The 15,447-nt window shown below is 63.4% G+C and carries 15 protein-coding genes; all 15 read left to right on the top strand.

What is annotated here, in order from left to right:
* The first annotated feature begins 153 nt into the window (after positions 1 to 153).
* The 15 genes from rplO to AC3EDY_RS12285 all read left to right on the top strand — a co-directional run bounded on the left by rplO (position 154) and on the right by AC3EDY_RS12285 (position 14,563).
* A complete protein-coding gene (gene rplO, locus AC3EDY_RS12355; RefSeq protein ID WP_488572807.1) occupies positions 154 to 633 on the top strand; it encodes a 50S ribosomal protein L15 in 480 nt (159 codons plus the stop codon).
* Between the two features lie 189 nt (positions 634 to 822).
* Positions 823 to 2,190: a preprotein translocase subunit SecY gene (secY, locus tag AC3EDY_RS12350; protein ID WP_488572806.1), complete on the top strand. Its 1,368-nt coding sequence runs from the start codon at positions 823 to 825 to the stop codon at positions 2,188 to 2,190.
* 30 nt (positions 2,191 to 2,220) lie between these two features.
* Positions 2,221 to 2,865: an adenylate kinase gene (locus tag AC3EDY_RS12345; protein WP_488572805.1), complete on the top strand. Its 645-nt coding sequence runs from the start codon at positions 2,221 to 2,223 to the stop codon at positions 2,863 to 2,865.
* A 61-nt stretch (positions 2,866 to 2,926) separates the two neighbouring features.
* Positions 2,927 to 4,039 carry an SRPBCC family protein gene (locus AC3EDY_RS12340; protein WP_488572804.1) on the top strand — a complete coding sequence of 371 codons (1,113 nt, stop codon included), beginning with the start codon at positions 2,927 to 2,929 and terminating at the stop codon, positions 4,037 to 4,039.
* 320 nt (positions 4,040 to 4,359) lie between these two features.
* Positions 4,360 to 4,728 (top strand): 30S ribosomal protein S13, encoded by a 369-nt coding sequence (gene rpsM / locus AC3EDY_RS12335; protein WP_488572803.1) that lies wholly within the window; start codon positions 4,360 to 4,362, stop codon positions 4,726 to 4,728.
* 54 nt (positions 4,729 to 4,782) lie between these two features.
* On the top strand, positions 4,783 to 5,172 hold the full coding sequence (rpsK, locus tag AC3EDY_RS12330; RefSeq protein ID WP_008065643.1) for a 30S ribosomal protein S11: 390 nt from the start codon (positions 4,783 to 4,785) through the stop codon (positions 5,170 to 5,172).
* 124 nt (positions 5,173 to 5,296) lie between these two features.
* The gene (locus tag AC3EDY_RS12325; protein ID WP_488572802.1) at positions 5,297 to 6,358 is read left to right on the top strand and encodes a DNA-directed RNA polymerase subunit alpha; all 1,062 of its coding nucleotides are present in this window, start codon (positions 5,297 to 5,299) and stop codon (positions 6,356 to 6,358) included.
* A 147-nt stretch (positions 6,359 to 6,505) separates the two neighbouring features.
* Positions 6,506 to 6,931, top strand: a complete 426-nt coding sequence (gene rplQ, locus AC3EDY_RS12320; RefSeq protein ID WP_488572801.1) for a 50S ribosomal protein L17 — start codon at positions 6,506 to 6,508, stop codon at positions 6,929 to 6,931.
* A gap of 188 nt (positions 6,932 to 7,119) precedes the next feature.
* The gene (locus AC3EDY_RS12315; protein WP_488572800.1) at positions 7,120 to 9,270 is read left to right on the top strand and encodes a prolyl oligopeptidase family serine peptidase; all 2,151 of its coding nucleotides are present in this window, start codon (positions 7,120 to 7,122) and stop codon (positions 9,268 to 9,270) included.
* Between the two features lie 88 nt (positions 9,271 to 9,358).
* A complete protein-coding gene (locus AC3EDY_RS12310) occupies positions 9,359 to 11,668 on the top strand; it encodes a prolyl oligopeptidase family serine peptidase (RefSeq protein ID WP_488572799.1) in 2,310 nt (769 codons plus the stop codon).
* A gap of 73 nt (positions 11,669 to 11,741) precedes the next feature.
* Positions 11,742 to 12,065, top strand: coding sequence for a DUF1476 domain-containing protein (locus tag AC3EDY_RS12305; protein ID WP_488572798.1), 324 nt, complete (start codon positions 11,742 to 11,744; stop codon positions 12,063 to 12,065).
* Positions 12,065 to 12,298 carry a BolA family protein gene (locus tag AC3EDY_RS12300; protein WP_488572797.1) on the top strand — a complete coding sequence of 78 codons (234 nt, stop codon included), beginning with the start codon at positions 12,065 to 12,067 and terminating at the stop codon, positions 12,296 to 12,298. The genes AC3EDY_RS12305 and AC3EDY_RS12300 overlap by 1 nt, the downstream gene beginning before the upstream one ends.
* 25 nt (positions 12,299 to 12,323) lie before the next feature.
* Positions 12,324 to 12,647: a Grx4 family monothiol glutaredoxin gene (gene grxD, locus AC3EDY_RS12295; protein WP_488572796.1), complete on the top strand. Its 324-nt coding sequence runs from the start codon at positions 12,324 to 12,326 to the stop codon at positions 12,645 to 12,647.
* A gap of 922 nt (positions 12,648 to 13,569) precedes the next feature.
* Complete coding sequence (locus AC3EDY_RS12290; RefSeq protein WP_488572795.1) at positions 13,570 to 14,340, top strand: sugar transferase; 771 nt, start codon at positions 13,570 to 13,572, stop codon at positions 14,338 to 14,340.
* 16 nt (positions 14,341 to 14,356) lie between these two features.
* A complete protein-coding gene (locus tag AC3EDY_RS12285; protein WP_488572794.1) occupies positions 14,357 to 14,563 on the top strand; it encodes a hypothetical protein in 207 nt (68 codons plus the stop codon).
* Positions 14,564 to 15,447 lie beyond the last annotated feature (884 nt).

Genomic DNA, 15,447 nt, shown 5'->3' with positions numbered 1-15,447 from the left:
TTGCGGCGAGCATCCGGAGGCCGGCATGCCTGCCCCCGGGCCGGCAAGCGCGGTGCAGCCGGGAATCGCTTTCCGGGGGTGACAAGCCGGATGTGATCGACTAAGCGCCGCACCTTCCATCAAGCGCGACCAAAGCGAAAGCGAGTGCAGATCATGAAGCTTAATCAGATTTCCGACAATGGCGGTGCCCGCAAGGGCCGTATGCGCGTGGGCCGTGGCATAGGCTCGGGCAAGGGCAAGACCGCCGGTCGCGGCCAGAAGGGCGCCAAGGCGCGTTCGGGCGTTTCCGTCAACGGGTTCGAAGGCGGCCAGATGCCGCTGCACATGCGCATCCCCAAGCGCGGCTTCAACAACATTTTCGCCAAGGACTATGCCGAAGTGAATCTCGGCCAGATCCAGAAGACGATCGATGCCGGCAAGCTCGACGTGGCCGGCGTGATCGATCACGCCGCGCTCAAGGCGGCAGGCCTGGCGCGTGGCGGCAAGGACGGCGTGCGCCTTCTGGCCAAGGGCGAACTGACCACCAAGGTCAGCTTCAAGGTGGCCGGCGCTTCCAAGGGCGCCTTAGCGGCGGTGGAAAAGCTGGGCGGCGCGGTCGAAGTGACGGCGCCCAAGGCTGTGGCCGAGGCCTGATACCTCAATTAATCGCGTAAAACGGGCGCGGGGGTTATTGCATCCCTGCGCCCGTCCTATATGGCCCGTAGCGTATTGAACGCTCCCTATTGATGCGCAGCCCGCCGGGCGGGGCCTGACACCATCCGAAGCCGCTTTCGGAACCGGGCGTCGGCCGGACCGGGCCACAGCAAGGCTTGATACCCGACCATGGCATCCCGCGCCGATAACATCGCCAGCACGCTGAACCTGTCGAATTTTTCGAAGGCGACCGAACTCAAGAACCGGATATGGTTCACCGTCGGCGCGCTGATCGTGTTCCGCTTTCTGAGCTTCGTGCCGCTGCCCGGCGTGAACCCGCTGATTCTGGAATCGCTGTACAATCAGACGCGCGGCGGGATCCTGGATATCTTCAACGCATTTTCCGGCGGCTCGCTTCAGCGCATGAGCCTGATTGCGCTGGGCGTGATGCCCTATATCACCGCCTCGATCGTGGTGCAGCTGGCCGCCTCGCTTCACCCGGCGCTGGCCGCGCTGAAGAAGGAAGGCGAAAGCGGGCGTAAGAAGCTCAATCAGTATACCCGCTATGGCGCCGTTTTCCTGACGGCGGTTCAAGGCTATGCCATTGCCACCGGGCTCGAGGCCTATGGCGCGTCGAGCGGGATCCAGGCGGTGGTTCTGCCCGGGTTCCTGTTCCGCATCACCGCCGTCATCAGCCTGATCGGCGGCACCATGTTTCTGCTGTGGCTCGGCGAGCAGATCACCTCGCGCGGGATCGGCAACGGCACGTCGCTGATCATCATGGCCGGTATCGTGGCGCAGATGCCCAAGTTCGTGGGCAACCTGTTCGATCAGGGGCGCACGGGCCAGCTCAACGGCTTCGTGATCGTCGGCGTGGTGGCTCTCATCCTGGGCGTGGTCGTGCTCATCTGCTTTTTCGAGCGCGCCACGCGCCGACTGCTGATCCAGTATCCCAAGCGCGCGACGCAGCGCGGCATGATGGCCGCCGATCGCAGTCATCTGCCGCTCAAGCTCAACACGGCCGGCGTCATTCCCCCGATCTTTGCCAGCTCGCTGCTGCTGCTGCCGCTGACAATCACCCAGTTCGCCGGCAAATCGATCTCGCCCGATACCACCTGGGGCCAGATCATCATTGGCCTCAACCAGTACCTTGGCCACGGCAAGCCGCTGTACATGATCTTCTATGCGCTGGGGATCGTGTTCTTCAGCTTCTTCTACACCGCGGTCGTGTTCAATCCCGAGGAAACGGCGGAAAATCTCAAGCGCAACGGCGGCTTCATTCCCGGCATCCGCCCCGGCAAGAATACCGAGAAATATCTCGATTACGTGCTGACCCGCATTACCGTGCTGGGCGCGGCCTATATCACGTTCGTCTGTGTCGTGCCCGAATGGATCATGGCCGAAACCGGGATGGGCACGCTGTTCTTCGGCGGCACCAGCCTGCTGATCGTGGTCAACGTGACGGTCGATACGATTACCCAGATCCAGTCGCACCTGCTGGCGCACCAGTATGGCGACCTGATCAAGAAGGCCAAGCTCAAGGGCCGGCTGCGCTGACCGCGCGGCAGAACAGAGGGGACTGCCACAGTGAACATCATTCTTCTCGGTCCGCCGGGCGCTGGAAAGGGCACACAGGCTCAGCGCCTGGTGGAACGCCATGGCCTCAAGCAGCTTTCCACCGGCGATATGCTGCGTGCCGCGGTCAAGGCCGGAACGCCCGTGGGCCAGAAGGCCAAGGCCGTGATGGATGCAGGTCAGCTGGTTTCCGACGAGATCGTTTCGGCACTGATCGGTGACGAACTGGATGCCATGGGCGCTGGCGTGGGCGCCATTTTCGATGGCTATCCGCGCACGGCGGCCCAGGCGGCATCGCTCGATACCATTCTCGAAAGCCGTGGCCGGCGGCTCGATCATGTGATCGAGCTCGAGGTCAACGAGGATGCGCTGGTTGCGCGGATCACCGGGCGCTTCACTTGCGCCAATTGCGGCAAGGGCTATCACGACACGTTCGAAAAGCCCAAGGTGGACGGCACCTGCGACAGGTGCGGCAGTCACGAATTCAAGCGCCGGCCCGATGATAATGAGGATACGGTGCGCACGCGCATGGCCGAGTATCGCGCCAAGACGGCGCCGATCCTCCCCATCTATGAAGCGCGCGGCATTGTCTCGCGCGTGAACGGGATGGCGGAAATGGATGCGGTAACCACGGCGATCGAAGCGATTCTGGTTTAGATTCCGCCGGCGTTGCGCCTGATCTGAAAGCCGCAGAAAGCACGCGGCGAAAGGAAATGCGATGATGCCGTCACGGTTTGCAGACAGGATCGGGGCGTTCCTTCTGGCGGCTGCCGCCAGCAGCCTCGTTGCCGGCATGCCCGCCCGGGCCGAGGTGGTCACGCGCGATGATCGCGGTTTCGTGGTGCGCCAGACGGTGGACGTGGCCGCCGCCACGCCCGAGGTCTGGCGCGTGCTGGTCAAGCCCGCGACTTGGTGGTCGGGAGAGCACACGTTCTCCGGCGACGCTGCCAACCTGACGCTCGATCCCGTGCCTGGCGGATGCTTCTGCGAAAAACTGCCATCCGCCAGGCAGGGCGGGACACAGTCGTTGCCAGGCGGCGTGCAGCACATGCGCGTCGTCTATGTCGAGCCTGGCCGCGTGCTGCGCCTGTCGGGCGCGCTGGGGCCGTTGCAGAGCGAAGCCCTGACCGGCGCGATGACCATCACCTTGACCGGCAGCGAGCGGGGCACGCGCATTTTGTTCGAGTACGTGGTGGGCGGCTATATGCGCTATCGGCCCGACCAGATCGCGCCGGCGGTCGATGGCATGCTGGGGCAGCAGGCCGCCCGCCTGGCCGACAAGCTGGGCGGGGCGCTTTCCGCCGACGGCACGGTGCCCATTATCACCCCGTCGCGTCGGCCGGATGTCGGCAGCGGCGATGGTGCCCCGGCGGCGCGGAACGTCATGCCGCAGGGCCCCTCGCTCGATCCCGACGGGGCACCGCTTTCCGCCCGCCCGCGCCGGACTTTGCCCACGCCGCCCGCGCTGCCCCGCAGGCGTACCGTTGCCCCTGCCGTGGCAGCGGACGACGGGCTGGACGTGGCCGATACCGGCGTAGCGCCTGCGGCCGCCCCGCTCGCCGCCCCGCTCAGGCCGGCAAACCGGCCTGCCTCTGCTGACGCGCCGATTGCGGGGGCCAACCGGCCTGCTCCGGCCAAGCCGCCGCGCAAGGCCCCGGCCGGCAAGGCTGCACCTGCCAAGCCGGCACCTTTGCGGCCGGTTCCTTCCAGGCCTGCCGCGGATGCGCCTGTGCCCGTCGCGCCCCTTGATCCAACCGCCGCCGAAACCACCGCGCAGAAGGATGCGCAGGCGGCTTTCGACGCCGCCCTGGGCAAAAGCTCCGATCGTTAAGCGCATTGCCCGTTGTGGCCATGCCAATCTGCGCTTTGCGCCATCGCAGTTGTGCCGTATGATGCATGCATCGCCAGGCAATCTTCCGCTCCTGCGGGTGATCGCGCGCCCGCCGGTTTGTCTGGCGAGCGCGCCCTTACTGGTTGACGTCTGCCTGCAAAAGCCCTAAGCGCGCCTTTCACTCGAGCGAGAAGGGTCTATTGCCAGTCCGATGCAAGTGCTTGCGCGGGCTTGGAAATCGGCGTTTTCGGCGAGTTTTGTCGCGATGAGATAGGGCGTCGAAGCCGATTCGGCGTCCTGTGGAGCAAACGGAGAAACAAGTGGCTCGTATTGCCGGGGTCAACATCCCCACCAACAAGCGCGTGATCGTGGCGCTGACCTATATTCACGGCATTGGCCCATTCAAGGCCCGCCAGATTGCCGACAAGCTCGGCATCGATCATGCCCGTCGCGTTCAGGATCTGTCCGACGCCGAAGTGCTCCAGATCCGTGAGACGATCGACGCCGAACACTCCGTGGAAGGCGATCTGCGTCGCGAAACCGCGATGAATATCAAGCGCCTGATGGACCTGGCCTGCTATCGCGGCCTGCGCCACCGCAAGGGTTTGCCGGTGCGCGGGCAGCGCACGCACACCAATGCGCGCACCCGCAAGGGCAAGGCCAAGCCGATCGCCGGCAAGAAGAAGTAAGATCGGCCTTTCGGGTCAGGTCTTCCCAACGGTTTCTCGACAGGAATTCAACACATGGCACGCGAACCACAGCGCATCAAGCGCCGCGAGCGCAAGAACATCACCAGCGGTGTTGCGCACGTGAACGCCAGCTTCAACAACACCATGATCACGATCACCGATGCCCAGGGCAACGCCATTTCGTGGTCGTCGGCCGGCATGATGGGCTTCAAGGGCAGCCGAAAATCGACCCCCTATGCCGCCCAGGTGGCCGCGGACGATGCCGGCAAGAAAGCCGCCGAACACGGCGTGCGCACGCTTGAAGTGGAAGTGAAGGGCCCGGGTTCGGGCCGTGAAAGCGCGCTGCGCGCGCTGCAGGCGGTGGGTTTCACCATCACCGCCATCCGCGACGTGACGCCGATCCCGCACAACGGCGTGCGTCCTTCCAAGCGTCGCCGCGTCTGATCTGCCTGCCGGCGGACGGTGCGCGAGGTACCGCGCGCGCCAAGTCCGCCTGATGTTCCGACCGGTTGCGGCGGCCCCTGTGGCTCATGCCCGGCGCTCTTGATAAAAACCCTAGGGGAATTCCATGACTGTCAACATCAAGAACTGGCAGGAACTGAAGAAGCCCAACACTCTCGACATCAAGCCTGGTCACGATCCAAAGCGTCGCGCGACTTTCGTTGCCGAGCCGCTTGAGCGGGGCTTTGGTCTTACGCTCGGCAACGCGCTGCGCCGGGTGCTGCTCTCTTCGCTTCAGGGGGCTGCGGTCACGTCGATCAAGATCGAGAACGTGCTGCACGAATTCTCGTCGCTTGCCGGCGTGCGCGAAGACGTCACCGACATCGTGCTCAACGTCAAGCAGATTGCGCTCAAGATGCAGGGCGAAGGGCCCAAGCGTTTGCAATTGTCCGCGATCGGGCCGGGCGAAGTCAAAGCTGGCGATATCGCTGTTACCGGCGATATCGAAGTGATGAACAAGGATCTGGTGATCTGCCATCTGGATGAAGGCGCGACCTTCAACATGGAACTCACCTGCGACACCGGCAAGGGTTATGTCCCGGCCGTGTCCAACCGTCCGGTAGATGCGCCGATCGGGCTGATTCCGGTCGATTCGCTTTATTCGCCGGTGCGTCAGGTCTCCTACAAGGTGGACAACGCCCGTATCGGCCAGGAGCTTGATTACGACAAGCTGAGCCTTTCGGTGGAGACCGACGGCACGGTGACCCCGGAAGACGCCGTCGCCTATGCCGCACGCATTCTTCAGGACCAGCTGGCGCTGTTCGTCCACTTCGACGATCAGGTGCCTACCGGCCACGTGCCCTCGCTGGCCGGCGTTTCGGCCCATGCGCCGGAAGAAAGCGACGCCAACCAGCTCAACCGCTACCTGCTCAAGAAGGTGGACGAGCTGGAACTGTCGGTGCGTTCGGCCAACTGCCTCAAGAACGACAACATCATCTATATCGGCGACCTGGTCCAGAAGACTGAAGCCGAGATGCTCCGCACGCCGAATTTCGGGCGCAAGTCATTGAACGAGATCAAGGAAGTGCTCTCGTCGATGGGTCTGCGCCTGGGCATGGACATCCCCGGCTGGCCGCCTGAAAACATCGAGGAAATGGCCAAGAAGCTGGAGCAGGAATTGCTCGGCTGATGTGCTGGCGGGCCGGACGGGGTCGAACCCGATCGGCCTGGCCGGAGCCTGAATATCGCGACTTTGCGCAAAAAGGGATAGGCCGCCCCTCAAGCCGGCCTGGATCGGGGTACCTCGCACGGCCCCCCTACGAACGGAGAAAGCATCATGCGTCACAAGCTGGGCCAGCGTAAGCTGGGTCGTACCTCTTCGCACCGCATTGCGCTGCTGCGCAATCTGGCAGCCGCGCTGATCAAGCACGAGCAGATCACCACCACTCTGCCCAAGGCGAAGGAACTGCGTCCTTATGTCGAAAAGCTGATCACGCTGGGCAAGCAGGGCGGCCTTTCGAACCGTCGCCTGGCGCATGCCCGGCTGCTTGACGACACGCAGGAAAAGAAGCTGTTCGAGGTTCTGGCCGCGCGTTATGCCGATCGCGAGGGCGGCTATACCCGCATCATCAAGGCCGGCTATCGCGCTTCGGACGCTGCGCCGATCGCCATTATCGAACTGGTCGACCGCGACGTTGCCGCCAAGGGCCTTGATTCGGGGCCAGTGCTTGGCGCCGACGAAGACGAACTCGAAAGCGCCTGATCCGCTGGGCAGCGGATGCTGCCCGAAGATCGGCCTGATCGCGGGCGGGGCCTTTGCGCTTCCGCCCGTTTTCTTTTGCGCCCGGGCCCACGCCTGCGCTTTGCCGTGCGGGGTAGGGGAAGGCAGTTGCGCCGTGGCGATCCCGCGCTAGTTTCCACTGCAACTACGCTCGTGATCGGGACATTTTGATGAAGAACCCTTTCTGGCTCGCGATCGCCCCGCTTGTGCTTGCCGCCTCGCTGCCCGTTCTCGCCAAGGATCAGGCCATGTCGCCATTGCCGCCGTATCCCGCCAGTCCGCCGGTTCCGCTGGCGGAAAACCATTTCGGAGAACAGGTTTCCGATCCGTGGCGCTGGCTGGAGGCCGATGTTCGCACCGATCCCAAAGTCGCTGCCTGGGTTCAGGCGCAAAGCGCGTTTACCGCTGCCTATTTGAAGCAATTGCCTGAACGGCCGGCACTGGAAAGGCGCATGAAGGCGTTGATCGACTATGCGCGCTTCGGTCTGCCTGTGCAGCGTGGCGGTACGGCATTCTATACCTGGAACGGTGGCCTCATGAACCAGGCACAGTTGCTGGTGCGGCCCGCCGATGCGCCGGCAGGGACCAAGGGGCGGGTCCTGCTCGACCCCAACGGCTGGGCGAAGGACGGCGCCACTGCCCTCGATGCCTGGGCGCCTTCAGATGACGGACGGCTGCTGGCCTATTCGGTGCAGGATGGCGGTTCGGACTGGCGCACTATCAGGTTCGTCACCGTTGCCGAGGGCAAGCCGCTGGCTGACGAACTGAAGTGGGTGAAGTTTTCGGGGCTTGCCTGGCTGGGCAACGAGGCGCTGCTCTATTCGCGGTTCGAACAGCCCAAGGATGGGCAGGCGTTCCAGGCGCTGAACTATAACCAGACGGTATGGCTGCATCGCCTTGGCACCCCGCAAAGCGCCGACGAGCAGATATTCGCCACGCCGGATCTACCCGAGCGAGGCCATACCGCCAGTGTTTCGAGCGACGGGCGCTGGGTGGTGATCGCCAGCAGCGAGGGCACCGACCCGGTCAACACGGTTCACGTCGCGCGCGTCAGCAGCGGCACGATCGGGCCGGTCTCGGCCCTGGTGCCCCAACTCAAGGCGCAGTGGGACTTTGTTGATGCGGTGGGCGACAGGCTGTGGTTCGTATCGGGCGAGGGCGCGCCGCTCAAGAAGATCGTGCGCGTCGACCTTTCGGGTGCGGTACCCCGCTTTGACACCATCGTGCCGGAAAGTCGGGACAATCTGGAATCGGTGACCATTGCCGGCGATCGCATCTTTGCCAGCTATATTCGCGATGCCAAAAGCCAGGTCCTTGCTTTCGATCTCGATGGCAAGCCGGTGGGTACGGTCGATCTGCCCGGCATCGGCAGCGCCGCGGGGATAAGCGGCCGCCCGGGCGATCCGGTGGCCTATCTGGCGTTCAGCAGCTTTATCCAGCCGGGGACCATCCTGCGGCTCGATCCGGCCAGCGGCAAGACCGCGCCCTGGGAAACGGTGAAGCTGACGTTCGATCCTGCCGATTTCCGGGTGGAACAAGTGTTCTATCCGTCAAAGGACGGTACCCGCGTGCCGATGTTCATCGTGCGGCGCAAGGATGCGGTGGGGCCGCTGCCCACGTTGCTCTATGGCTATGGCGGTTTCAACATCTCGCTGACGCCCTGGTTTTCGGCCGGCTTCATGACGTGGATCGAAAGCGGCGGCGCCTTTGCCCTCGCCAATCTGCGTGGCGGCGGCGAGTATGGCGATGCCTGGCACGATGCCGGCCGCCGTGCCCGAAAGCAGAACGTGTTCGACGATTTCATCGCGGCGGGCGAGTGGTTGATCGCCAACGGCATCACCCCGCGCCATGGCCTGGCGATCCAGGGCGGCTCGAACGGCGGCTTGCTGGTGGGTGCGGTCACCAATCAGCGTCCCGATCTCTTCGCGGCTGCCAGCCCGGCCGTGGGGGTGATGGACATGCTGCGCTTCGACCAATTCACGGCGGGACGCTATTGGGTGGATGACTATGGTTATCCCGACAAGGAGGCCGACTGGCGTGTGTTGCGCCGCTATTCGCCCTATCACAACATACGCAGCGGCGTGGATTATCCCGCCATCCTGGTCACCACGGCCGATACCGACGATCGCGTGGTGCCCGGGCACAGTTTCAAGTATGCCGCCGCGCTGCAGGCGGCCGCAATCGGGCCCAGGCCGCATCTCATCCGCATCGAAACCCGCGCCGGGCACGGTTCGGGCAAGCCGATCGACAAGCAGATCGAGGAGACGGCCGATGTGCAGGCTTTTCTGGCGCATTTCACCGGGCTGAAACCCCGCCTTTGATCATCCCCCTTTGTCGCATGCCGTTCAGGCCGCTGGCGTGATGCACGCTCTGGTGCCGGTTCCGCTCCGGTGCTAGAAAGTGCGGACAATGAGAATGTTTGGGACAGGATGGCAGAAGGCGGGGCTGGCAGCAGTGCTGGCCTGCCTTGGCGCGTGGAGCGGACAGGCCGCCGCCTCCGCGCCTGCCCCCGCGTCGGAGGCGGGCATGGACGCGTCGGTCGACATCATCCCGGCTGAGCGGAGCGGTTCCGGCGCCTCGCCTGCACCCGTGGGGCCTTTGCCGCCGGCGGCTGGCCTGGTCTTGCCGCGCGCGTTCTATCCCCAGGCGCGGCGTGACGGCGTGGTGGACAAGCCGTTCGGCCAGGCGGTGGCCGATCCCTGGCGCTGGCTCGAGGCAGATCTGCGCACCAGCCCCGATGTTGCCGATTGGCTGGCGCGGCAAAGCAGCCTGACCGCGTCCTTTCTTAAAGCGCTGCCCAGCCGCGAAGCTTTTGCCGCACGCATTCGCGACTTGTTTGATTCGCCCCGCGTGTCGCTGCCGCGCAAGGCCGGGCGCAGCTATTTCTTTCTGCGCAACAGCGGCCTTCAGAACCAGTCCGCCCTTTATGTGCAGGATGGCCTGGGCGCCAGGCCGCGCCTGCTGATCGATCCCAACGCCTGGTCGGCCGATGGCAGCCAGGCGCTCGATCTGTGGGTGCCATCGCGCAGCGGGCGCTATCTGGCTTTCGGCCGTCAGCACGATGGCAGCGACTGGCGCACCCTGGGCGTGGTCGATGTGCGCAGCGGCCAGGTGCTGGACGACAGCCTCCCATGGGCCAATGACACGCTCATCGGCTGGCTGGGCGACGAAGGCTTTTTCTATTCGCGCTATCCCACGCCGGCGCAAGGGCAGGCCTATCAGGCCGTCCTGGCCAACAAAGCGGTCTGGTTTCACCGCGTGGGCACCCCGCAATCGGCCGACGAACTGGTGTTCGCCACGCCCGATCATCCCGAATGGGCGCACAAGGCCTTCGTCACGTCGGACGGGCGCTGGGCCGTGATCACCACCGACGTCAGCACCGATGCCCGGCGCATGGTTCATCTGGTGGATCTGCGCGCTGGCGCGCCGCGGGCCGGCGGATGGAAAGTGATGCCCCTCATCGACAATTTCGATCACGAATGGAAAGTGATGGAGGGGTTGGGCGATCGCCTGTGGTTCATCACCAATGCCGGCGCACCCAACGGCATGGTGATGCAACTGGATCTCGGCAACGGGGCGGCGCGCTGGCGCGTGGTGGTGCCCGCGCGCGACCATACCCTCGCTGCCGGAAACGTCGTCGGCAATCGGCTGATCCTGTCGTATCGGCACGACGGCGCCACCACGGCGGTGGTGACCGATCTGAACGGCAAGCCGGCGCGCGCGATCATGCTCGACGGCATCGGGGTCGCCAACGGCTTTGCCGGCAGGCCGGGAGACAGCGAAACGTTCTACCGGTTTTCCAGCTTCAACCTGCCGCCCACCGTTTTCCGCCTCGATATGAGGACGGGCGTCGCCACGCCGTTTGCGCAGCCGCGCCTGTCGTTCGATCCGGCCGATTTCGTGGTCGAACAGCGTCGCTATCGCTCGAAGGATGGCACCATGGTGCCGCTCTATCTGGTACGCAGCCGTCGCGCCGCCCAGGCGGGGCAGGCGCTGCCCACGCTGCTTTATGGCTATGGCGGGTTCGACGTGGCGCTGACCCCGGGATGGTCTCCGGTGCGCATGGCCTGGCTTCAGGCGGGCGGCGCCTTTGCCCTGGCCAGCATCCGTGGCGGCGGCGAATTCGGCGATGCGTGGCACGATGGCGGGCGCCTTGCCGCCAAGCAGAACAGTTTCGACGATTTCATTGCCGCGGGCGAGTACCTGATCGACCAAGGGATCACGCCCCGCGGCGGCCTTGCCGTTCAGGGCAGTTCCAACGGCGGCCTGCTGGTTGGCGCGGTGGTCAACCAGCGGCCCGATCTGTTTGCCGCCGCCAATCCCGATGTCGGCGTGATGGACATGCTGCGTTTCGACAGGTTCACCGCCGGCCGGTTCTGGGTAAACGACTATGGCGATCCGGCGCGGCCGGCCGATTGGCATGTGTTGCGTGCCTATTCCCCCTACCACAACATTCGCGATGGCGTCCGTTATCCGGCGATTCTGGTCACCACGGCCGATACCGACGACCGGGTCGTGCCTGCGCACAGCTTCAAATATGTGGCCGCGTTGCAGGCGGCCGACATCGGCCCGCTGCCGCATCTCTTGCGGGTGGAGCGCGGCGCCGGCCATGGCGGTGGCAAAAGCGTGGACAAGGCGATTGCCGGGGGCGCCGACGTGCTGGCGTTCCTTGCCGCTTACACCGGCCTTGACCGGTTTACGCCCGCAACCGGGCGTTGAAGCAGCTTCCCCTTGCGGCGTGGCGGGCGGCTGACTATCCGCAAGGGCAGGAACATCAACGGGACCGACCATAATGACCATGTTCGATGATCGCGAGCGCGCGTTCGAAGCCAAGTTCGCCCACGACGAGGAAATGATGTTCCGCGTCCACGCCCGTCGCAACCGCCTGCTCGGCCAATGGGCGGCCGAACGCATGAAATTGACCCAGGCCGAGGCGGAAGCCTATGCTAGGTCCGTGGTCCATACCGATTTCGAGGAAGCCGGTGACGAAGACGTGGTGCGCAAGCTGCTGGGCGATCTGATTGCGGCCGGGACCGATATCGGCGAAGAGGAAATCCGCGCAGCGCTCGATGCCAAGGCTGTCGAGGCCCGCCGCCAGTTGATGGGTGAATTCTGATGGCCATGTCGGCAGCCGAAATCGAAGCCATGATCCGCGCGGCCTTGCCCGATGCCGAAGTCACGATCACCGATCTTGCCGGTGACGGCGATCACTATGCGGCCCATGTCGTTTCCCCCGCGTTTGCCGGCATCAGCCGCGTGGCGCAGCACAAGGCCGTCTATGCCGCGCTGGGCGGGCGCATGGGGGGCGTGCTGCATGCCTTGCAACTGACCACGGCTGCCCCCAAATAGTCCCGTGAAAGGAACTTACCCCGCCATGTCTACCGAGCAGCGCATCGACGAGATCGTCAAGGGCAACGACGTTGTCCTGTTCATGAAAGGCACGCCGTTGTTTCCGCAGTGCGGATTTTCCAGCCGCGCTGTCGCGATTCTCGAGCGTCTGGGGGTGGAGTACGCCAGTGTCGATGTCTTGCAGGACATGGACATCCGGCAGGCGATCAAGGCCTATTCCGACTGGCCGACCATTCCCCAGCTTTATGTGAAGGGCGAATTCGTCGGCGGCTCCGACATCATGATGGAAATGTACGAAGCAGGCGAGCTGGCTCAGTTGATGGAAGAGGCAGAGGTGAAGCCGGCCTGACGGCACGACTTTGCCGGAATGACCGGCGCTGACGCCTCGCAAGCGCGGTTCCCAACGGGACCGCGTTTTCTTTTTTGCAGATATGCCAGGATTTTCGGGGGAGGCGGAGCTGGGCGACGCGGGGGCGTCTGTCGGCTCCGCCTCACGAAGAAGACACCTTCGAGACGAGCTTGTTAACGCACGGAGCGTGCCAAGTTTCCCAAATCATTGATCTACCGTAAAGATGAGCGCATGTCGCCGCCGTCACCATGGCTCATTGTAAAGCCGACCGACAGGCCGTGGCAAAGCGGCGACGACGATTGCTGCCCGGAGACGCACCGGCCGCAGCTGTGGCTGCTACCTGTCGCCTCTGTCCGGCGCCGGGTCATCTGCAGCACTTACATCCACATTCGAGAATATTTGCCGTGGCCAAATCACCAGATCGGCTAGGCAGTCTTTCCCAGTGCAATACGTAAGGCCCCCGATCCGCAATCGACACTTGTTTCAGGCTTACCGGGCTAATCTGGTGGCGGAGGTCTTTGCCAATGCCCGTTGCCCAATCCCGATCAGGCGATGCGTCCGATTTTCCGGCGGCGGACGGGCGATCCGCGTCGAAGCACGGCTTTATCAGGCAAAACCCTGTTTTTTCGCGTTTCCATAGGTATTGTGAAGCAAGCGTTCCACCGATCGTCGAGGAGGTCCCGCTCGATCAGCCGCTTTATCCGCTATGGCTACGGGTAATCATCATTGGTGGATCCTCGGCGGTTGCCTGGGCAATGATCGTCTGGGGCGTTCTTCGGCTTGGCTGATTGCCTTGCCCGATACGCCGTCGCTAACGAACCATCTCGGCTGTATCGCTCGCTGACTGGCTTTGCCGGCTGTTCCTATCATTGCCCCACGGGGAGTGCCGCGGTCTGGCACCGCCGGTGTGGGAATGGCAACGGTGACGCATCAACACAATCTCGCGGTGCGGGACGATCTGGCTCGGGATCCCGTCGTCATGTGGAACGGGACGCTTCCGGTGGCGGTGGCAGATCACATCATGCCGCGACGTCAGGCCGGCGCGCGCTGGCGTCGGCTACAGGGGCACGCGACGTCGGCCGGGGCGGACGTCTGGATTCGCGCCATGGATGTTACCGTGGCCGTGATCGCGCTGCTGGTTTTTGCACCGCTGATGCTGGCGATCGCCACGCTCGTTCGGCTTTCCGATGGGGGGCCGGTGCTGTTCCGGCATCGGCGGGTGGGGGCAGGCGGAACCCATTTTGCCTGTCTCAAGTTTCGTTCGATGTGCGTCGATGCCGATGCCCGGCTTCGCCATGTGCTGGCCACAGATGCGGTCGCCCGCGCGGAATGGCAGGCGACGCACAAGTTGCAGAAAGATCCGCGCATCACGGCCCTGGGGCGGGTGCTGCGCAAAAGCAGCCTCGATGAACTGCCGCAATTGATCAACGTGCTGCGTGGCGATATGAGCCTGGTCGGTCCGCGTCCTATCGTGGATGCGGAAGTGACGCGTTATGGCCGGCACTTTGCCGCTTATTGCGCGGTGCGGCCGGGTCTCACCGGCCTGTGGCAGATCGCCCGACGGCACGATACGACCTATCAGCGCCGGGTTGCCTGCGACGTGTTTTATCGCCGTGCGCGCTCGCTGCGTCTTTACGTCAGGATACTGTTGCTCACCTTGCCGAGCGTCGTTCTCGCGCGGGGGGCTTATTGAAGCGTTCCGGGCTGACGTGGAAATCAGAAATCAAACGGGAGAAGCGCAGGTCGCGCTTCTCCCGCAATGCATCGGCAAGAGTCCGGGCAAAACGCTGGACGTTGTTGCGTCTTCAAAAGATGAGGAGTGCCAGCCCGATCCAGAAGACCTGGCTCAACGCCAGGCCGATCAAAAGACCTTTGGCAGCCGACGTCCTTTCGCCGACAGGCGCTTCATGAAATGAGACGAAGTTATCGTCACGAAAAGACTGAGTAGACATCCTGCAACCCTTGTAACCAGTGATTTTTGACCTTTGCGGCTATCGCCGCTTCATCCTCTACCAACGCGATCCAGGGCTGGCTTGTTCCCGCCAAGCTCCCACGTATGCAGCGATACGAACAAGCGTCAGTCCGCTTCATATCACTGTCTTTAACACGCATTCCATAGCCCGGATTAGTTGTAAACCCATGAATCTCGTGTGGTAAAAGCCGGATTGCAGCGCAAACCGGAGGTTTGCTGCGACGCACGAGCGCTTTGATGTTCTTTCTGGTATGGTTCGTATTGCACTGCATGTTTTTCCATGCTGCACTGCATTAGGGCGTGTTATTTGATGATCCCACCTTTGCCAGACCTGTTCGGACTTGGAAGGATCGAGGCTTGCAGACCCTTAAAAAGCATAACCCGGCAAGCATATAACCGAGATCGTGCTATTCCGTCGGGGCATCTCCGGTCCCGCAACGCATCCTTGACCACGCCGAACCGACCCGATTTCGCGACGGAAAGTACTATCCTTCGCGCGCGGCCGAAACGATGATATTGTTGCTGGTGCGAAAAGGCCGAACTGGTTCGGTTGTGTCTGGCCTTTACGGTTATTGCCCGGCGCTTCTTGCGCTGCAAAAAATCAACGTCTTTCTGATACCTTGCATGGTGTGGCGGATATGCACACCCGGCCGTTGCCGAATGGCATTCCGCTAGAGCATAATCCGACCTGATAGAGTCGTTTGCGATTCCCTTGGCGCTGAAAATCTGATTCATCCTGTTTGCTGGATAGGAGGCCAGCAGGCATGGTGAGACCGATATCCGAGGATTTGCGGTCGCGGGTGATCGCGGCCGTTGAGGCAGGTCTGT

The organism is Novosphingobium sp. DS6-6, assembly GCF_057784975.1.
This window is presented reverse-complemented; position numbering and strand designations above follow the sequence as displayed.